This is a genomic window from Brevundimonas sp. Leaf363, assembly GCF_001424025.1.
Classification (GTDB): Bacteria; Pseudomonadota; Alphaproteobacteria; order Caulobacterales; family Caulobacteraceae; genus Brevundimonas.
On sequence record NZ_LMPZ01000001.1, the window covers coordinates 473,473 to 493,384 of the forward strand.

The following is a 19,912-nucleotide window of genomic DNA, read 5'->3' on the forward strand; positions in this document are numbered from 1 at the left end:
CGCGCCGGTCCCGCAAAGTAGCGGTTGACGCCCCCCGCGGCCGCCCCGACAACCGCGGTATGAAATCCCCTATTTCGGTCCCGTCCGCGACGGCCTCGCGCAACGCCCTGGTCCTGATCGCGACGGTGGCGGGTGGTTATGCGCTGTACTGGCTGCGTGACATCCTGACGCCGCTGGCCATGGCGATCTTCCTGCTGATCATGATCGACGGCATCAAGCGGTGGGTGGCCGAGCGGACCCCGCTGTCGGAGCGATGGGCCGGGATCGCCGCCCTGACCCTTGTGGTCGTGGGCTTCTTCGCCTCGATCTACATCATCGTGAACGGGGCGGCCGGCTTCTTCGGCGAGGCGTCGGGCGTCAGCAGCAACATCGGGCCCCGGATCGACAAGATCATCACCGACGGCGCCGCGCTGCTGCGGATCGAACAGCCGCCGACGGCGGGCGAGCTGATCGCCAGCATCGACATCCGCAGTTACCTCGGTCAGCTGGCCTTCCAGATGCAGGGCATCGCCTCGGGCGCCTTCTTCGTGCTGGTCTACCTGGGCTTTCTGCTGGCTTCGCAGATCGGCTTCCGGCGCAAGATCATCGGCATGTTCCCCAGCCGCGACAGCCGCAACGAGGCCATGGAGGTGTTCCAGCGCGTTCGCGGCGGGGTCGAGGGCTATCTATGGGTCCAGACCGTGACGGGCGCCATGATCTGTCTGGCGGCGTGGATCCTGATGCGGGCCGTCGGTCTTCAGAACGCCGAGTTCTGGACCTTCGTCATCTTCGTCGTCGGCTTCATCCCGGTGCTGGGCGGCGCCGTGGCGGGGTTGGCCCCGCCGCTGTTCGCCCTGGTGCAATTCCCGACCTACTGGCCCGCACTGATCCTGCTGGTGGGGCTGCAGATCATTCTGTTCGTGTCCGGCAACGTCATCCAGCCGCGCATGCAAAGCGACAACCAGAACATCGACCCGGTCGTGGTGCTGCTGAGCCTGGCGCTGTGGGGCAAGATGTGGGGCGTGGTCGGGATGTTCCTGTCAACGCCGCTGGCGGTCATGGCCATGGCCATCCTGGCCGAATTCAAAGGGTCGGCCTGGATGGCGGTGCTGCTCAGCGGTGACGGCAAGCCCTACGCCGATGATCCCAAAGACGAAAAGGACGAGAAGCCGTCGCCGGTGAAGAAGATTGTGGCGAAGGCCCGCCGTGCTGTCGCCAAGACAAAGGCCTCCTAAGGCCCTTGAACGGCCCAGATTGGCTTCCACATACGCTTCTGACGCCGCGACCCCCTCCCCCCTCCCGTCGCGGCATCGAATGGGGCCGACATCCTCCCCTCCCCCCTCCCGGGTGTCGGTTTCCGAAAACAGGCCGTCGGACGCGAAAGCGCCCGGCGGCCTTGTCTTTTGCGGCTCCAGCCCGTGCGCCGCCCGTCCGTCCGGCCGTCCGTGGGCCGGGCGAGCAGAGTGCGACGTTCTGCCCTCGGAACGGCCGAGGTGACGCCCCCGTTGAGCGTTCGGAAGGGCGAGGCCAGGTGGCCGAGCTTTAAGGAAACCTCATGAAAATCCACGCACTCGGTGCGGCGGCCGCGCTCGCGCTGGCCGGCGCGGCTCCGGCCTACGCCCAATCCGCTGCGGACTGGACCGGTCCCTACGTCGGCGGCTTCGTCGGCTATTCGACCGGATCGGACGACGGCGACGAGACGCTGCTGTTCGACAAGGACCTGGACGGCGCCTACGACGACCAGATCCTGACCCCGGCCGGGACAAACGCCTTCAGCCCCGGCTTCTGCGGCGGCAAGGCCAACACCGCCCTGGCGGCGGACGGCTGCGAGGACGATGACGACGGCTTCTCGGGCGGCGTGCGCGCCGGCTACGACTGGGCGGTAAGCGACAGCTTCGTGCTGGGCGTCGTCGGCGAGGTCGACTTCACCAATGTGACCGACAGCGTCACGGGCTTCAGCACCACCCCGGCCAACTATGTCTTCAACCGCGATCTGGAGCACGTCGCGGCCATCCGCGCCCGCGCGGGTTACGCCACCGGGCCGATGCTGATCTACGCCACCGGCGGCTACGCCATGGGCAAGGTGGAGAACAGCTTCACCACCACCAACGGCGCCAACAGCTTCACCGCCACGTCCGACGACGACAAGGCCGACGGCTACCAGCTGGGCGGCGGCGTCGAGTATAACTGGGGCGGCGGCTGGAGCCTGGTCGGGGAGTATCTCTACACCTCGCTGGACGTGGACGATCACAACATCCGCGTCGGACCGGGCACGGCCCCCGCCACCAACCCCTTCATCCTGGCGCCGAACACGACCGGGACGGACATGATCCGCTCGAACGACAGCTTCGACGTCCACTCGGTTCGCGTCGGCCTGAACTATCGCTTCTAGGGCGACGGACGGTTTGAACTGACCGGGACGGCCGGCCCCCTTGCTCGGGGGCCGGCCGTTTTGGTTTGATCGCGCACGTTTCGTGCACGCCGCCCGGGGTGATCGGCGTTCAGAGGGCACGTCCGTACCTGCCTTATTTTTGGGGGTTCTCGGAGGCATGTAACGGGCCTAGTCACCCCATGCGGCCCCCTCCGCGCCGCGAGCTCGAGGCGCCTGCATGCCCGCCGATTCCCGTCCCGCCGCCGCCAAGCGCGATCGCCTGACCCTCAAGGCGCTGGAGGCGGCCTTCGTCGCCCACACCGGCGAGGCGGTGGACGCCGAGCGCGCCGCCTATCTGGCGCACGCCTTCGAGGACTATGCGGCGGACGAGACGCCGGAACTGGGCGGGCCGGACCTGGCCGTCGTGCTGGCGACGATGTGGGCCGAAGCCAAGGGCCTGCCGCCCGGCGCCCCGCCCCAGATTTCGGTCGGCCCGCTGCTGTGCGCCAACGGCAAGCCCAGCGGCTATGACCAGGTTCGCCTGATCCAGCCGGACAGTCCCTTCCTGGTCGACAGCGTGATGGGCGAACTGGCCGAGGCGGGCGTGTCGGTGCGTGGCCTCTATCACCCCATCGCACCGGGGTCGTCGGGCCGCGTCTCGACCATCCTGGTGGTCATCGAGCCTCTGCCGCAGGAAAGGCGCGACGTGCTGGGCGAAGGTCTGGCCGGGGCCATGACCGACGTGCATTTCGCCGTCGCCGACCACGGCGCCATGTCGGCGCTGATGGCCCGGTCCATCGCCCACCTGCGCGCCTGCCCGCCCGGGTTGGACCGCGCCGTGATCGACGAGACCATCGCCTTCCTGCGCTGGATGGAGGACGACCACTTCGTCTTCCTGGGCGCGCGCGATTACGACTATCCGCGCGGCAACGACGGCGACTATGCCGCCGAGGCGCCGCTGGGTCAGTCCAGCGACGGCCTGGGTGTCCTCCGCGACCCGGAACGCCGCATCCTGCGCCGCGCGTCGGAGCCCGCGGTCCTGACCAGCCAGATCAAGCGCCAGCTGGACCTCAGCGAGCCGGTGACGGTGGCCAAGGCGAACGTCCGCTCGCGCGTCCACCGCCGCGCCTACATGGATTACGTCGGGGTCAAGCGGTACGGCGCGGACGGCAAGCCGTCGGGCGAGACCCGCTTCGTCGGCCTGTTCACCGCCGAGGCCTATGACCGCGCCGCGTCCGAGGTGCCGCTGCTGCGCCGCAAGGTCGCCAATGCGCTGGACCGCGCCGGCAAGACGCCGGGCAGCCACAACGCCAAGCGGCTGCGCAACATCCTGGAGAACTATCCGCGGGACGAGCTCTTCCAGATCACGGAAGACGAGCTGCTGAACACCTCGTTGGGCATCCTGCACCTGAACGACCGGCCGCGCATCCGGCTGTTCACGCGCCAGGACCCGTTCGACCGCTTCGTCTCGATCCTGTGCTTCATCCCGCGCGAGCGGTTCGATGCAGCCCTGCGCGAACGCATCGGCCGCATCCTGGCCGAGGCCTGGGGCGGGCGGATGTCGGCCTGGTATCCGCAGCTGACCGACCAGCCGCTGGTGCGGGTCCACTACATCATCGGCGTTGAGCCCGGCGCGCACCCGACGCCGGACGACGCCGCCCTGCAGGCCAAGGTGGCCGAGGCGGGTCGCAGCTGGATCGACCGCTTCGAGACCGCTCTGCGCGACGCCGACGTGCAGGACGTCGCCGTCGGCCCGACCAGCGCCAAATGGGCCGAGGCCTTCGGGGCCGGCTACCGCGACCGCTACGACGCCGCCGAGGCGGTGCGCGACCTGCAGGCGTTCGATGTCCTGAACGACGGTGAGCACGATCGAGACGGCGACCCGGTGGCGGTGCGCGCCTTCCGCGATGCGAGCGACAGTCCGCTCCAGTTGCGCTTCAAGCTGTACCGTCGGGGTTCGGCGGTGCCGCTGTCGGACGTGCTGCCGATCCTGGCGGACATGGGTCTGAAGACGCTGGAGGAATGGGGCCACGCCGTGCGGCCGGTCGGCGGGCCCGAGATCCACATCCACGAGTTTCTCCTGGAAGACCCCCGCGGCGAGGCGCTCAGCTTCGAGCTGGTCAAGGCGCCGTTCGAGGACGCCTTCTCGGCGGTCTGGGCCGGTCGCACCGAGAGCGACGGCTTCAACCGGCTGGTGCTGGAGCTGGGCGTCGACTGGCGCGAGGCGGCCCTGATCCGCACCCTGGCCCGCTATCGCCAGCAGACCGGCATGGACCCGTCGCAGGCCGTGCAGGAAGAGGCGCTGCGCGACTATCCGAACGTGGCGCGGGGCCTCCTGGCCCTGTTCAAGCGGAAGTTCGATCCGGCCATGTCGGCTTCGGGGGGCGCGACGACCGAGGCCCGTCAGGCCGACGTCGACGCCAAGGTCGCCGAGATCACCGAGGCGCTGCAGGCCGTGAAGAGCCTGGACCACGACAAGGTCCTGCGCCGGCTGATGCTGCTGATCCAGGCGATCAAGCGGACCAACTATTTCCAGCTGGCCGCCGACGGCCAGCCCAAGCCCTACATCTCGATCAAGATCGCCTCGCGCGAGCTGGACGACCTGCCGCTGCCCAAGCCGTTCCGCGAGATCTTCGTCTGGGCGCCGCACGTCGAGGGCGTGCACCTGCGCTTCGGCCCCGTTGCGCGCGGCGGCCTGCGCTGGTCGGACCGGCGCGACGACTTCCGCACGGAGGTTCTGGGTCTGGTGAAGGCCCAGCAGGTCAAGAACGCCGTCATCGTTCCGGTCGGCTCCAAGGGCGGCTTCTATCCCAAATGCCTGCCGCGCACGGCCGACCGCGACGCGATCCAGGCCGAGGCGATCCGCGCCTACAAGACCTTCCTGTCCGGCCTGCTGGACATCACCGACAACATCGCGGCCGACGGCGCGGTGACGCACCCGGCCAACGTCGTCGCCTATGAGGGGGATGATCCCTATCTGGTCGTCGCGGCGGACAAGGGCACGGCGACCTTCTCCGACATCGCCAACTCGGTCTCGGCCGATTACGGCTTCTGGCTGGGCGACGCCTTCGCGTCCGGTGGGTCCATCGGCTACGACCACAAGGCCATGGGCATCACCGCGCGCGGCGCGTGGGAAGCGGTCAAACGGCACTTCCGCGAGATCGGCAAGGACATCCAGACCGAGCCCTTCACCGTCGTGGGCGTGGGCGACATGTCCGGCGATGTGTTCGGCAACGGCATGCTGCTGTCCAAGGCGACAAAGCTGGTCGCCGCCTTCGACCACCGCGACATCTTCATCGATCCGAACCCGGATCCGGCCGTGTCGTGGGACGAGCGCAACCGCCTGTTCCAGCTGCCGCGCTCGTCCTGGCAGGATTATGACAAGAGCCTGATTTCCCAGGGGGGCGGCGTCTTCTCGCGCGGTGAGAAGTCCATCGCCCTGACGCCCGAGATGAAGGCCGTGCTGGACGTTTCCGACGACAGCCTGGACCCCGTCGGCCTGATGCGCGCCATCCTGAAGGCGCCGGCGGAACTGCTCTACCTCGGCGGCATCGGCACCTATGTGAAGGCGGCCGCCGAGACGGACGCGCAGGTCGGCGACAAGGGCACGGACGCCTTGCGGATCGACGCGGGCGATCTGCGCGTGTCGGTGGTGGGCGAAGGCGCCAACCTGGGCTTCACCCAGGCGGGCCGCATCGAGTTCGCCAGATCTGGCTGGAATGGGGGTGGCGGGCGGATCAACACCGACGCCATCGACAACTCCGCCGGGGTCGACACATCAGACCACGAGGTCAACATCAAGATCCTGGTCGGTTCGGTGGTGACCAACGGCCTGCTGCCGCCGGAGGAGCGCCCGGCGCTGCTGGCCTCGATGACCGAAGAGGTCGGCCAGAAGGTGCTGGCGCACAACTACGACCAGACCCTGGCCCTGACCCTGATCCAGGCGACCGGCGCTGGTGCGCTGGAAGCCCAGCAGCAGTTCATGCAGTGGCTGACGGCCAAGGGTAAGCTGGATCGTAAGGTCGAGGGCCTGCCGAACGACGCCCGGATCGCCGAGATGATGGCCGCCGGTCAGGGCCTGACGCGGCCCGAACTGGCCGTGCTGCTGGCCTATGCCAAGCTGGAGCTGTCGGACGACATCGTCGCCTCGGCCGCGCCGGAGGATCCGTTCTTCGAGGAGACGCTGGTCCGCTACTTCCCGGCCGAGCTGGCGAAGTACGAGGACGCCATGAAGGGCCACCGGCTGCGGCGCGAGATCGTCGCCACCGTCCTGGCCAACGAGATCGTCAACATGGCCGGCCCGACCTTTCCCGAGCGCCTGCGCGCCGCGGCGGAGTGCGACACCACCGCCCTGGCCGTGGCGTTCGAGGCCGCGCGGCGAGTGTTCCGGCTGGACGAGGCCTGGGACGCGGTGTCCGCACTGGACCTGAAGATCCCGGCCGAGGCGCAGACCGCGCTGTATGAAGAGATCGCCGTGGTCCTGCGTCGCCAGACATTCTGGCTGGCGCGCCGTGCGGCCCGGTCGGGCGCCTCCGTCGGTCAGCTGATCGCCGATTACCGCCCCGTCGCCGACGCCCTCAAGGCCGAGGGCGCCGCCGTCCTGTCGCGCTTTGAACAGGGCCGGTTCGAGGATCGCAGCAAGCGCTTCGCCGAGATGGGCGTGGACGGCGATCTGGCCACCCGCGTCGCCCTGATGCGGCCGATGACCGCCGCCGCCGATATCGGCGATCTGGCCCGTGAGGCCGGATGGGCCGCGCCGGCCATGGCGCGCCTGTATCACCAGGTCGGCGCCGCGTTCGACTTCGACCGGCTGCGCGCCGCGGCCGGGTCGATCCCCTCGGCGGATCACTTCGACCGGCTGGCCGTGCGCCGCCTGATCGAGGACCTGATGAACGAGCAGAGGGTGCTGACACGCGCCGTCGCCGCCTCGGCCAAGGAAAGCGTCGGGGCCAGCGAGGACGCCGCCGAAGCCGCCGTCGACGCGTGGGTCGGCGAGCGCGCCAAGGTGGTCGAGGGCGTCCGCGCCTCGGTCGACGAGATCGAGGCTTCCGGCGCCGGCTGGACCTTCGCCAAACTGACCATCGCCAACAGCGCGATCCGCGACGTGGCCCAAGGCGCGGGGTGATCCCTTTCCCTCCCCCGGTGGGGAGGGCAGGCGCGACGCGCCGGCCGTTCGGCGTTATAGTGCTGCAACCGAGGGAGGGCGCGTGCCGAGAAAGTTCCTGGTCGTCGTGGACGACACGCCCGAGTTCGAATCGGCCCTGCGCTATGCGGCGCGGAGGGCCCGCTCGACCGGGGGGCGGGTGGCGTTGCTCCGCGTCCTGCCGACCAGCACGGACGAACACTGGACCGGCGTGCGCGAGGAAATCGAACGCGAGCAACGCGCCGAGGCCGAGGCCTTGCTGTCCCGCCTGGCCGACGACACGGCCGAGCGCTCGGGCGCGGCGCCCCTGTTCCTGATCGAGCAGGGCGAGGCGCAGGACGCCATCCGGCGCGTGGTCAACGACGATCCGGAGATCAAGATCCTGGTGCTGGCCGCCGGCGCCAGCGCGCGCGGACCGGGCCCGTTGGTCTCCGCCATCCTGAAGCAGGGCGTCGGCGCCGGTCGGAAGCTGCCCGTCACCATCGTGCCGGGCGAACTGACCGAGAGCGAGATCGCCGACCTCGCATGACCCGCGCGGGCCAGGTCTTTCGCGCGGACGAAACCAATGTCGGCGACTGGTGGTGCCCGCCGTCGCGGTATTTCGATCTGCCTGATCCGGCCGTGGCCGACATCAAGGATCTGGACCTGGACACCCTGGCTGACCACATCGTGGTGGGCGGAGGAGGCCTGATCTCGGCCAACTTCGACGCGCGGATGGCGCGGCTGGCTGCGGCGCGGCCCCGGATGACGTCCTTGGTCGCCTGGGGGATCGGCGAGTCGCTCGTGAACGACAAGTCGGGCGGTCGGGTCGAGCGATATGATGGGCCGTTGCCGGACTGGCTGCAGGCGTTCGACCTGATCGGCCTGCGCGACGTCGGCCACGGCCATCGCTGGGTTCCCTGCGCCAGCTGCATGCTGCCAGGCTTCGACCGGCCGGCCGAGATCCGCCATCCGGTCGTGGTCTATGAGCACAAGCGCATCCCCATCCCGGCCGAGGGCGCGCCGCATCGCAGTAATGACGGCGCCGACATCGCCGCGGTGCTGGATTTCCTGGCGTCCGGCGAGGTCGTGGTGACGAACTCGTACCACGGCGCCTATTGGGCGACCCTGCTGGGGCGGCGGGTCGTGGCTCTGCCCAGCCTGTCCAAGCTGCACCGGATGAAGCACCCGCCGCTGCTCGCCTGGCATGACGATTGGCGGGATCGGCTGGGCGAGACGTTCGTCTATCCCGAGGCGCTGGAGGAGTGCCGCGCGGCCAATCGCGCCTTTTACACGGACGTCCGGCGGCTTCAGTCGGCCTGAGCGGAGGCCTTTTCGGCCTGCGCCCGGCGACGGGTGCGCAGACGGCGGTTCAGGGCCTCGTAGTTCTGGACCATGACCTCGGCGCTGGGCTGGTCGCCCTCGACGCGCATGGCCTCGGTGATGACCGCACGGGCGGCCAGCTGGTCTTCCTTGTCGATCACGCGCTGGGCCAGGTCCATCGAGGTCATGACCAGCCGATAGGGCGGGATCAGCTCCTGCCACAGCTTGCGGCGCTTCTTAAGCCGGGTCAGGCAGCCGAGGTAGAAGTCGGCGTTCCAGAAGCCCAGCTCCGACGCCTCTTCCGCGCGGCCCTCGGCCAGCATCAGGTGCGCGCGCACCAGGATGGCGGGGCAGCCGTTGATCGAGATGTAGGGCAGGGGCTCGACCGCCGTCTTCAGGAAGTCGACCAGCCGGTCCAGCTCGGCCATCACGGCGTCGTTCTCGCCGCGGAACAGGTGCAACTGCCACAGCACGCTGCGTAGCGACGCCTGCAGGTGCACCCCATCCAGCCTCGCCCGCCAGGATTCCGGCAGTGCGCCCGCCGTCGCCAGCTCCTGTTGCAGCACCGCGACGGCCGCGTCGGTCATCTCCGGCTTGGCCAGGTCGATGGCGCGGTAGGCCTGGACCACGGCTGCGACGGCGCGGTGGCTGGCGTTCAGCTGGTAGTGGTCGGTGATCTGGCGGGTGGCGAAATGCTGGGTCTCCTTGTCCTGCGGCCGGTCTCTGGCGCGGAAGAAGATGCCTTCGAAGTCGTCGTCCGACAGGGCGTAGAGCTTGCCGAGGCCCCAGCCCGATCCCGGCTTCAGGTCCTTGCCGTCCACCTGGACGCGGACCTCGGTATAGGGTTCGAAGGCGGGGGCGTCCTTCAGGGTGGCGCGGCCCATCGGGCCGTCGTCCTTGAAGCGGAAATCGTCGGGCCAGGTGCGCTCGATGACGCCGGCCTCGTCCTTCCCGCGCAGGAATCGGAAACGGACGGTGGTCTTTGCGCCCCGATCGCCGCTGAGGGCCACGGACGGAAGGCCGTCGCGGATCGCCGCCTTGGCCGCGCTCAGTGTCGTATCGCTCATCGTGCCGCTCCCTGGCCGTTCACTGGCACAGCAGGGCGGGTCTCGCCAGCCTGGGCCGGTTCAGGCCGGGTCCATCGAGTGGGTGTAGGCCTTCAGGAACGGCGAGTTGGCGCGCATCAGCGCCTCGGCCATCTCGGCGTCTTCGGAGGTGTCGATGTCGATGCTGCAGATCTTGTGGATCTTGTGGCCCACCGACCGTTCGCCGAGGAAGCGCTTGCCCAGGGCGATGTTGCGATACCAGAAGATGTCGGTGTGGAAGACCCGGTAGACCGGCTCGAACTCCTGGCGCCGGATCATCGAACGACCGCCATCGTCGAACTGGGGGGTCAGCAGCCCGTCCGGCATGGCGTAGAGCCGCGGCTCGCCCTCCGTGACCAGACGCACCGAATCCACCTCGGGCGTCAGTCGGTTCAGCGCAGCCGACAGATCCTCGATGCTGCGGAAGGGAAAGGTGGGCCGCAGCCAGACCAGGGCGTCGGGCGGGGTCAGGCCGGAGGCTTCGACCTTGGCCGCGAAGTCGGCCAGGATGTCCTCCTCCATGCTGTGGTCCTGGGCCGCGGCCGGATCGCGCAGGAAGGGCACCTCGGCGCCGAAACCGCGCGCCGTGTCGGCATAGCTGTCGGAATCGGTCGAGACGATCACGCGCTCGAACGCGCCCGAGGCCTGGGCGAAACGGATGGCGTGGCCGATCAGCGGCATGCCGCAAATCTCGATCACATTCTTGCCCGGCAGTCCCTTGGAGCCCGATCGGGCCGGAACCACGGCCCAAAAGACGGGGCGCTTGTCAGTCATCGTTTGCATGGCCGGCGATTGGACGGCCGTTCCCCGTTGCTCAGTCCCGGACCTTGATAGCGACCCGACCGCCTGTTGGAAACGTGCCGCGTTGCGGGACGTGCGTCGGACGGCTAGGCGTCAGGATCGGAGGCTTGGAATGGTCAAGAGCGTGGCGTCGCTGACAGCGCCCTATGACGACCGCGTGCGGGAATTCCTCGTGGCCAACCGCATCTTCCTGCGGTGGCCGCGCGAGATCGACGGCGTCTATCGTCAGGGGAGCAAGATCTTCATCCACCACGACGTGGTGGTGGAGCGCGATGCGACCATGCCCCCCGGCCTGTTCCGGTCGGTCAGCGCCCATTCCGCCTGTCTGACCGATCACATCCCGCCGTCCACCGTCATCGGCCGCCACAGCTATGTCGCGCCCGAGGTGCGGATCATGGGCATCAACCATCCGACCGACTGGGTCACCACCCATCCGCTGGCGTTCCGCGACTACGGCCCAGAACTGGCCGCGCGCGACTTCGGCAAGACGTTCCGCAAGGCGCGCTTCAGCGAGGTCACCGCCAAGGTGGTGATCGGCCACGGCGCAACGGTCGGCTACGGCGCCCTGCTGCGGCAGGGGGTGAAGATCGGACACGGGGCCATCGTGCGGCCAGGCGCGATTGTGACCCGGGAAGTCGCGCCCTATGAGATCGTCAGCGGCGTTCCCGGTCGGTCCGAAGGCCTGCGCTTCGCACCCCGGACGGTGGAGCGGCTGCTGAAGTCGGCGTGGTGGGAGTTCTCGCCCACGGACCTGGCCCACCTGCCGCCGGACGAACCCGACCTGTTCGTGGACGGCATCAAGCGCCGGGAGCGAAGCGGCGTCATCACGCGCGATCCCATCAGCCGTTTCCGTTTGGCCCCGGCCCTCGAAGCTCATCTGGCGAAGGCCTGAGACCATGACCACGACCGCGCCCTTTGTCGGTCCGTTCAACGAGCGGATGGCGGCCTTCTTCGAGACCAACCGCATCTTCCTGCGGCACCCGTTCAAGGTGGACGGCATCTACGGCCCCGGCGACACCGTCACGGTCGATCCCGTCGTGCGGGTCGAGCGATACGCCACCATGCCGGCACGCCGGTTCGTCAGCGCCGGAGCCTATTCCTACTGCATCTCGCGCGAAATGCCGCCGGGGGTGCGAATGGGGCGATACTGCAGCGTCGCCAAGAATGTGCAGGTGCTGGAGCCCGACACGCCCGACAACTGGGTGACGACCCGCGCCTATCCGTTCGGCGCGGGTCCTGAGGTCGAGGACGGCCCGGATGCGGCGCGCCCGTCGCGCGGCGGCTGGCCGGTGCTGGGCGACGACGTCTGGATCGGCCAGGACGTGATGATCCGGCGCGGCGTCACGATCGGCACGGGCGCCATCGTCGCGGCGGGCGCGGTGGTGACCGAGGACGTCGCGCCCTACACGATCGTGGGCGGCGTCAACGCCAGGCCCATCCGCCTGCGTTTCCCCGAACCGCTGGTCGAGCGGATGCTGAAGATCCAGTGGTGGCGCTACAACTACGCCGACTTCGGCGACCTGCCGATGGAGCAGCCGGAGGCCTTTCTGGACGGTCTGGAGGCGATGATCGCCGCCGGCGAGATCGCGCCGTTCGAGCCTGGCGTCCTGGTGTTGGCCGACGCCCTGCGAGACTGGATGGCGGCCGAGGTCGAGGCCTAGGCGCTGGTCCGATAGTAGCCGCCGTCGGCGGACGAGGCGACGATGTCGAAGCGGGCGTTCTCACGCGCCCATGCGTCGATGCGGTCGATGATGGCGTCGTTGCCGCCGCCCTTGTTGAACATGTGGAACAGCGAGACCGGCCGCTCGTCCGTGCTGTCGAACGTGTCTTTCCTGAAGTCGGTGCTGACCGCATAGACGGGGATATTCGACATGGCGACATGCCAGCGGAACCAGATGTCGTCCGCCGTCGGCGCCACCTGCCGCGCCGCCTGATAGTCCAGGGCGCTGGAAGGGAAGTAGGCGGAATCGTAAAGGATGCCGTCCTTGCCGGTGGGCAGCAGCAGCAGGTCCGGGTTGCGGCTGATGGTGGAGTTCATCCACTGCGCATAGGGCGCCAGCTTGCCTTTGGTCGCCAGCATCCGGTGGGCCCGATAGGCGATGACGCAGCGATAGCGTTCGTGCAGCCGCACCAGCTCTTCCAGCCAGGTGTCGGGGTACAGGGTGTCGTCATCGACCGTGGCCACCAGGGCGCTGCGCGATCCCAGCCAGGCCAGCAGGGGCAGCAGCTTGCGGTACGGCCCCATGTTCGGGACCCAGCGGATCGAGAAGCGCGGGTCGCGCCGCATCAGGGCCTTCAGCGCCTCGGGCGCCTCGGCGATGCCCTGGTCCAGCAGATAGGGCTCGTGCGACAGGTGCAGGATGACCGACAGGTTCCTGTGGCTCTGGGCCAGCAGGGACTCGATCGTGCGGTCGATCGCGTGGATGCGACTGTCGATCGTCGTCAGGCTGATGAAGACGTGCGGCTCGGTGGTCGTCTCGGTCATGTCGCTCACGGCTTCAGCATCACGGGCACCGCGGCGTCGGGCGGCGCGATCCGCTCTCCCACGGCCACGGCCTGGCGCAGGTGGCGATGCTGCTTGGCGAAGTTGTTGCGGAACAGATTCAGGTATTGCGGCGTGTTGCGCGCCGTGCGGTTGGACAGGGTGTCCGGCGCGGCGTTGCAGTAGACCAGCGGATAATCGACGTGGATCACCGCCCCGGCGCCCAGGGCGGCGCGGATGCGCTCGCGCATCTCCACGTCGCCGCGCGAGCGGACGCTGGCGAACGGGCCGACCGCCTTGAACACCTCGCGCCGGAACATGGAGGTCATGGTGCCGTCGCCGACCAGGCTGAAGTCGTGCTCGAACTGGGGCCGGCCGCCGCCGTCGATGCGCAGGTGGCCGGCGGTGGTCAGCATGGCCTGGTCGCCCGCCGTCTTCAGCGCCTCGATTTGGGTGCGGAAGCGCGCGGGGTGGGAGACGTCGTCTCCATCCTGAATGGCGACATACTTGCCCTTCGACAGCTGCAGCGCGCGGTTGCGGCCGACATAGGGGCCGGTGTTGACGGCGCTGCGTTCGAAGATGACGCCGGGCCGCGCGGCCAGCAGGGCCTCGATGGCGTCGGCGATCTCGGGCTCGGAGCCGTCGTCGATGACCACCAGCTCGGTCTCGACCCCTTCCTGGGTCAGCGCCGAATCGATGGCGAAGGGCAGCAGGTCCATGTCCGGGTTGAACAGGGTCATGATCGCCGTGACCTTCGGCGCCCGGGCGGCCTTGCGAACCTTCGGATCGCGTGCGGCCAGGACCGAACCGAAGACGTCCTGCACCGTGTCCGGGTTGAAGGACGGCGTCTTCACGCCCAGCGGCGCGCCCAGTTCGTCCAGCCGCGCCTCCAGCCAGTCGAACTGGCCCATGCGGGCGCGGGCGATGATGGAGGCGTCGCCTTCGCGCAGCTCCACCGCCTGGTTAAGATAGGCCTGGTCGCCGATGACGGCGGCGAACATCAACCGCGCGTCCGGCGTGTCGTAGACGCGGTAATAGCCCGCCATCTCGGCCAGATCGCTGTGGCTCAGCTCGTGCGAATAGGTGCGGATCTCCTTGATGAGGTCCGAAAGGGGCAGGTTGCGACCGATCCAGGCGTTGACCGCGTCCGCCAGCTCGGACCAGTCGCGCGCGGCGACCGAACGGCGGACCTGGTCGACCAGAGGCACCTCGGTGAGAACCTTGGTCAGGCTAGCCGAGAGGCCCAGGGCCTCCAGCTGCTCCGGCGTGAAGGCGGCGCGCCAGGCCATGCCGCGCAGCATCTCCTGTACCGGCGGCCGGTTCAGCGCCTCGCGCGGAATGCGCGTCAGCAGCTCGAACAGGATCCAGTTCACGGCGGCGGACGAGGCGTATTTGTTGATGGCGTCCAGGATGCGCATCAGGCCGCGATCGCTCTTGCCCTCCTTGGCCCCCGAGATGGCGACCAGCAGGGCGCGGTCCAGTTCATCGGGCGACAGGACGGTGCCGATCACCTCGAAGAAGGGGCCGATCTCGGTGGGGCGGCTGCGGATCAGGTCGCCGACCATGAAGCGGTGCCGCTCGGCCAGCTGACGCTGCAGCCCCAGTTCGCTGGCCAGGTTCAACATCGGCCGCAGGGCCCCCGAGCGGGCCAGTTCGCGCGGCGTCACGGCCACGGTGCGCTCGAACACCCGCTTGGCGACGGTCAGATAGCCCAGATCCAGCAGCTCGCGCGCCAGCTGGGCCCGGCCCTCCAGATCGCGATCCTCCAGCTCCGAGAAATCGTCCTCGGCCAGATTGTCGGCCATGGCGCGATAATAGGCGCGGTTGCGGATGATGGGGGCCAGCAGCCGGCGCGCCGGCTCGGTCATGGCCGCCAGCGCTTCTTCGGTCAGCGGCGGACCGCCGGCGATCGAGCGAACACCACGCAGGCTCTCGCCGGCCAGATAGCGCTTCACCTGATCCTCAACCCGGCCCAGGAACGGCGTGTCGAACAGGGGGGTCAGCAGGAAGCCGGGCTCCTCCATGTCGACCACGGTCGACAGGCGGGCGGGCAGGGAGGCCGCGACGCGGCGCAGCGAGCCCAGGCTGAAGCAGGCGGTGGCCACGCAGGCCAGGCGCGAGATGCCCGCAGTGCTGGCCGCGACGGGCTGGCAGCCTTCCAGATGCGTCGTGCGGCGGATGGCCAGAAGGCTGAGATCCAGCCCGCCGATATCCTGGAATTGCCGCACGACGTTGCGGCCGTAGTTCGGCGGGTAGGGCAGGTCCTGGCAGATGAAGAGAACCGGCGTATCGGCCGGCGCATCGGCCATCTGGGGCAGCAGGCCGGCCAGGGTCGGCGGGGTCAGGGAAGGCGGGGCCTCGGCCGGCTGGCCGTCCGTCGGCAAGAGGTCGCCCAGCCAGACGAAGCGGACCGCGCCCACGAAGTCGAGGTCGGGCGGCGTCGGCGCGTCGTGCACGACAATCAGCGTCAGGGCCTCATCGGCGACCTGCGACGGCGTCTCGGGCCGGACGGTGGCGATCCGGCGGTCCGGCGCGGTGGTGAACCGGCGCGCCAGATAGGCGTCGGGGGCGGCGATCAGCGCCGCGGCGTCCAGGTCCGTCCCGGCGCCGACCAGCCCGGCCTCGGGCACGGCCGACTGATAGGCGAACTCGAAGCCTAGCGGCGTGGCGACGTGCTCGGCGACATGGTCGGTCCAGCTCTGGATCGCGGCGCGCGGCGGGGCGATCGCGGCCCAGGCCCACAGGTGCTCGGCGCTGACGAACTGCGGTCCGCGCGTGACCAGGGTCGGTCCGGTCTCGCCGAGGATGGCGGCGAGCGCATCGGCGTCGGCGGCGATCTGCACCGGCGCATCAGCAAAGGCGCCGTCGTCGGCGCCGACCACCACGATCTTCACGCCGGCGGAGGACAGGCGGCGGGCGTGGGCCAGCCAGGCGTCCGTGGGCGCGGCGCCGTCCGCCAGTACGACCACGGCCGGGTTTTGCGGAGCCTCCTGCGGCGTCAGGGCGACGGCCGCCAGGGCGGCTCCGGCGCGCCAGGCGGCGAGGGCGGCGTGCGGCGCGGCGTCGGCGGCCTTCCAGCCGGCCTCCAGCGCGCGGTCGTAGGCGTTGGGAAGACCCAGGGCCAGAATCTGATCGCGCACGCCGTCCAGCCGCTGGCGACCGACGCCGCGTCCGGCCATCTGGGCCGAGCGGCGCAACATCCGCACCAGCGGCTCAAGCGACAGGTCGGCGACGGAATCCAGCAGCGCGCCGTAATCGCTCCAGGTCAGGCGCAGGGCGTGGTCGAGGATCAGCCGGCGCGCCAGACCTTCCTTGTCGCGGCGTCGGCCCAGCAGGGCGTGGGCCTCGGCCGGTCGTCCGGCGCGGACCAGCAGATCGGCGAAGCGCACGTCCTGGGCCGGATCGGCGCCGGCGGTGAAGACGGTCTCGGCCTCGACCAGCACCGGCGGGGCGTCGGTCAGCAGGGCGACGCGGCGACGCGACTCGCTCGGGTCCATCGTCCCGTCGGCCTCGTCCAGGGCGCCGAGGTAGAGGTCCAGCTCGGCGCGATCCACATCGGCCCGGGCCAGAAGCGGGATGTCTTCGGCGGTGCGGCCGTCGCGCAGGGCCTTGAGCGCGCCGCGCGCCTCGGCCCGCATCTTCTTGGCCTGCTGCCACAGGTCGCTCGGGGCCAGGTCGCGGCTGCCGGGATCGGCCAGGGCGATGCGCAGGGCCAGGCAGTCGCCTGTCAGCTCCAGCGCCACGGCGGCGGGATCCGCGGTCTCGGAGGCTTCGGTGACGGCCGAACGGGCCAGATCGCGCACGGCCGACCAGGTGAACTGCACCTGACGCAGGCCTTCGGCGCCCAAGGCGGCCTCCAGGCTCGGGCTGGGTTCGTAGACCCAGCCGCCCAGCCAGAAGCGCTTGAACAGGGCGCGTTCGCGCGCACCGATCCGCTCCAGCACCGGTTCGGCGCTGGACAGGCGGTCCATCAGGAAAATCTGCTCGCGCAGCGCCGTACGGCGCGCGAAGACGGCGGTGACGCAAAGCTTCATTGCACGCCCCCTTCGCAGGTCCGCAGACCTGTCTCTGACCTCAGCCTCACGACGCTCTCAATCCCATACGGAACACGCCCGAATCCCGCCGTGAGCCCCCACGCAGCGTCCAGGTTGTCGAAGGTCGCCCAGCGCTCGTGACGCTGTGGAGAACCCCGTCCCATCGCGGCCATGTAGGTAAGCGGGCGGTCAGGCGTCAACACAACAATTCCCGACACGCGAAAGGCCGCCCGTCCACAGGGCGGTCCCAGATGTCCACATCAACATCTGGTCGCCGTTAACTGAGCCATACACAAGATATGGACGAAGCCACGGTTTTGAACGAATGTGCCTCATCCACCCAAGAGGCGCCGCCGTGTCCGCATCGTTGATCCTGCCCACCGACCGTCCTGGCCTGCTGACCGCGTCGGCCGCTTACAAGCCGTTCCGGTACCCGTGGGCGTTCGACATGTGGAAGAAGCAGCAGCAGGTCCACTGGATGCCCGAAGAGGTGCCGCTGGGCGAGGACATGAAGGACTGGGCGGTCAATCTGACCGACAGCGAGCGCAACCTGCTGACCCAGATCTTCCGCTTCTTCACCCAGGCCGACATCGAGGTGCAGGACAACTACATGGAGAAATACGGTCGGGTGTTCAAACCGACCGAGGTCAAGATGATGCTGGCGTCGTTCGGCAACATGGAGACCATCCACATCGCCGCCTACGCCCTGCTGCTCGAGACCATCGGCATGCCCGAAAGCGAGTTCGGCGCCTTCATGGAATACGAGGCCATGCGGGACAAGCACGACTACATGGGCAAGTTCGGCGTCGAGAGCGATGCCGACATCGCCCGCACCCTGGCCATGTTCGGCGGCTTCGCCGAGGGGCTTCAGCTGTTCGCGTCGTTCGCGATGCTGATGAACTTCCCGCGCCAGAACAAGATGAAGGGCATGGGCCAGATCGTGTCCTGGTCGGTGCGCGACGAGAGCCTGCACTGCGAGGGCATCATCAAGCTGTACCACGCCTTCAACAAAGAGACCGGCGCGGTCACCAAGTCGGTGGCGGACGACATCGTCGAGTGCTGCCGCACCGTGGTCGAGATGGAGGACAAGTTCATCGACCTGGCCTTCGAAATGGGTCCGGTGAACGGCATGACGCCCGGCGACATCAAGGCCTACATCCGCTTCATCGCCGACTGGCGCCTGCGCCAGTTGAAGCTGCCTGAATTGTACGGCGTGACCGAAAATCCGCTGCCGTGGCTGCAGTCGCTGCTCAGCGGCGTCGAGCACGCCAACTTCTTCGAGGCGCGCGCGACCGAATACTCCAAGGGCGCCACCAAGGGCGCCTGGCACGGGGCCGACGGGGTGTGGTCGTCGTTCGACGCCATGCTCGAAAAACGCCGCGAGACGGCCTCGCATTAAGTCCGCGCCATGCCGCGCGTCCTTTCCGACCGTCTGTTGATGACGGCGGCGGCCGTGCCGTCGCCGTGGCGCCGCGCGATCGCCCGCCTGTCGGCCAAGCGCGGCATGGGCGTCCCGGCCCTCAGGGCGGCGCGCGACGACTGGCAGGTGCTGGTCGACCTTGGCCTCTATGACAGCGCGGCAGCTCATGACGACCCGGTCGGTCGGATGATCGGGCTGGCGGGACTGGGCCGCATCGGCGAGGCGCGCGAGCGGATGGCGCAGATCGCCGACCTGCCCGCCGCCGACCGCTTCCGTTTGGCGCGCGCGGCGGCGCCCACCGCGCCGGAGTGGTCGCTGGAGCTGCTGCCTCCCGATGCCGCGGAGGCGCGCGCCGCCTGCCTGCTGGCGCTGGACCGCCCCGCCGAGGCCGAGGCGTTGCTGGACGAGGGCGGCGGGCGCGAGCGGCGCCTGCTGCGCGCCGCGTCCCACTCGGCGCAGGGCCGCCACCGCCTGGCCCGCCGCGCCATCAACGGCCTGTTCGAAAGCGATGGGCTGGAGGCGCCGCTGGCGGTCGACGACGCGCCGCTGACCCTGGACGCCTTCCATGTGAAATCCGCGCGTTCGGTGGCGGGGCCCCGCATCAGCGTCATCGTCGCCGCCAAGGACGCCCAGGCGACGATCGGCATGGCGCTGGGATCGCTGCAGGCCCAGAGCCTGTCGCCGATCGAGATCCTGGTCGTCGACGACGCTTCGTCGGACGAGACGGTGGCCATCGTCTCGGACCTGGCCGCCGCCGATCCACGCATCCGCCTGGTCCGCAACGATCGTGCGGCGGGGGCTTACGGCGCGCGCAACGCCGGCATGCGCGCCGCGTCCGGCGACGTCATGACCTTCCACGACGCGGACGACTGGGCCCACCCGCGCCGGCTGGAGGTCCAGGCCGATGCGCTGAAGACGGCCGCCGCCTCGGTCGGAAGCTATTTCCGCTTGACGCCGCAGGGCCGCATCATGAACCCGCGCATCTTCCCCCTGCTGCGGCCCAACCCGATCCTGATCATGATCCGGCGCGAGGCGATGGCGAAGGTGGGCCTGTTCGAGGAAGTGCGGCTGGGCGGCGATTCCGAATATCTGGCGCGGCTGGACGCCCGGCTGGGGCGATGGAACGCGCCGCGGCTCAAGCCCTGCCTGGTCGTGGCCCAATGGAGCCACCGTTCGTTGATGAGCGCCCCCGGCACCGGCCTCAGCCGCACCGGCGCGGCGCTGCGCGTCGCCTATGCCGAGGCGTGGCGTCGGCGCCACGCCTTTGGCGGCGGTTAAACTTGCGTTTGCAGGGA

Annotated in this window: 13 protein-coding genes; 9 read left to right on the forward strand and 4 right to left on the reverse strand. The window is 69.3% G+C overall.

Annotated elements, in window-relative coordinates; translation table 11 throughout:
• The first annotated feature begins 59 nt into the window (after positions 1–59).
• From ASG17_RS02340 to ASG17_RS02360, 5 genes are all read left to right on the forward strand, one after another.
• Complete coding sequence (locus ASG17_RS02340; RefSeq protein WP_056098571.1) at positions 60–1,214, forward strand: AI-2E family transporter; 1,155 nt, start codon at positions 60–62, stop codon at positions 1,212–1,214.
• A gap of 320 nt (positions 1,215–1,534) precedes the next feature.
• On the forward strand, positions 1,535–2,371 hold the full coding sequence (locus tag ASG17_RS02345) for an outer membrane protein (RefSeq protein ID WP_056098573.1): 837 nt from the start codon (positions 1,535–1,537) through the stop codon (positions 2,369–2,371).
• Between the two features lie 217 nt (positions 2,372–2,588).
• On the forward strand, positions 2,589–7,475 hold the full coding sequence (locus ASG17_RS02350) for an NAD-glutamate dehydrogenase (RefSeq protein WP_056098576.1): 4,887 nt from the start codon (positions 2,589–2,591) through the stop codon (positions 7,473–7,475).
• Positions 7,476–7,557: 82 nt separating this feature from the next.
• On the forward strand, positions 7,558–8,022 hold the full coding sequence (locus ASG17_RS02355) for a universal stress protein (RefSeq protein ID WP_056098578.1): 465 nt from the start codon (positions 7,558–7,560) through the stop codon (positions 8,020–8,022).
• Positions 8,019–8,795 carry a polysaccharide pyruvyl transferase family protein gene (locus tag ASG17_RS02360; protein WP_056098581.1) on the forward strand — a complete coding sequence of 259 codons (777 nt, stop codon included), beginning with the start codon at positions 8,019–8,021 and terminating at the stop codon, positions 8,793–8,795. Before ASG17_RS02355 ends, ASG17_RS02360 begins: the two co-directional genes overlap by 4 nt.
• Here the strand turns inward: ASG17_RS02360 and ASG17_RS02365 are convergent.
• Both ASG17_RS02365 and ASG17_RS02370 read right to left on the reverse strand, forming a co-directional pair.
• Positions 8,783–9,862 carry a hypothetical protein gene (locus ASG17_RS02365; RefSeq protein WP_056098583.1) on the reverse strand — a complete coding sequence of 360 codons (1,080 nt, stop codon included), beginning with the start codon at positions 9,860–9,862 and terminating at the stop codon, positions 8,783–8,785. The two genes, ASG17_RS02360 and ASG17_RS02365, sit on opposite strands and share 13 nt — an antisense overlap.
• A 60-nt stretch (positions 9,863–9,922) precedes the next feature.
• Positions 9,923–10,663 (reverse strand): cytidylyltransferase domain-containing protein, encoded by a 741-nt coding sequence (locus ASG17_RS02370; RefSeq protein ID WP_056098586.1) that lies wholly within the window; start codon positions 10,661–10,663, stop codon positions 9,923–9,925.
• A 130-nt stretch (positions 10,664–10,793) separates the two neighbouring features.
• On the opposite strand from ASG17_RS02370, the gene ASG17_RS02375 reads away from it, so the two are divergent.
• Together ASG17_RS02375 and ASG17_RS02380 are read left to right on the forward strand one after the other, a co-directional pair.
• Positions 10,794–11,573: a CatB-related O-acetyltransferase gene (locus tag ASG17_RS02375; protein ID WP_056098588.1), complete on the forward strand. Its 780-nt coding sequence runs from the start codon at positions 10,794–10,796 to the stop codon at positions 11,571–11,573.
• Between the two features lie 4 nt (positions 11,574–11,577).
• The gene (locus ASG17_RS02380) at positions 11,578–12,342 is read left to right on the forward strand and encodes a CatB-related O-acetyltransferase (protein WP_056098590.1); all 765 of its coding nucleotides are present in this window, start codon (positions 11,578–11,580) and stop codon (positions 12,340–12,342) included.
• On the opposite strand, the gene ASG17_RS02385 is transcribed toward ASG17_RS02380, so the two are convergent.
• Together ASG17_RS02385 and ASG17_RS02390 are read right to left on the reverse strand one after the other, a co-directional pair.
• Positions 12,339–13,166 carry a glycosyltransferase gene (locus ASG17_RS02385; protein WP_056098592.1) on the reverse strand — a complete coding sequence of 276 codons (828 nt, stop codon included), beginning with the start codon at positions 13,164–13,166 and terminating at the stop codon, positions 12,339–12,341. The genes ASG17_RS02380 and ASG17_RS02385 overlap by 4 nt on opposite strands.
• Before the next feature lie 5 nt (positions 13,167–13,171).
• On the reverse strand, positions 13,172–17,197 hold the full coding sequence (locus ASG17_RS02390; protein WP_056098594.1) for a glycosyltransferase family A protein: 4,026 nt from the start codon (positions 17,195–17,197) through the stop codon (positions 13,172–13,174).
• A gap of 355 nt (positions 17,198–17,552) precedes the next feature.
• Here ASG17_RS02390 and ASG17_RS02395 point away from each other — a divergent pair, with 355 nt between their 5' ends.
• Positions 17,553–18,596, forward strand: a complete 1,044-nt coding sequence (locus ASG17_RS02395) for a ribonucleotide-diphosphate reductase subunit beta (protein WP_235560339.1) — start codon at positions 17,553–17,555, stop codon at positions 18,594–18,596.
• Positions 18,597–18,605: 9 nt separating this feature from the next.
• Positions 18,606–19,895 carry a glycosyltransferase family A protein gene (locus ASG17_RS02400; protein ID WP_056098597.1) on the forward strand — a complete coding sequence of 430 codons (1,290 nt, stop codon included), beginning with the start codon at positions 18,606–18,608 and terminating at the stop codon, positions 19,893–19,895.
• Positions 19,896–19,912: the final 17 nt, after the last annotated feature.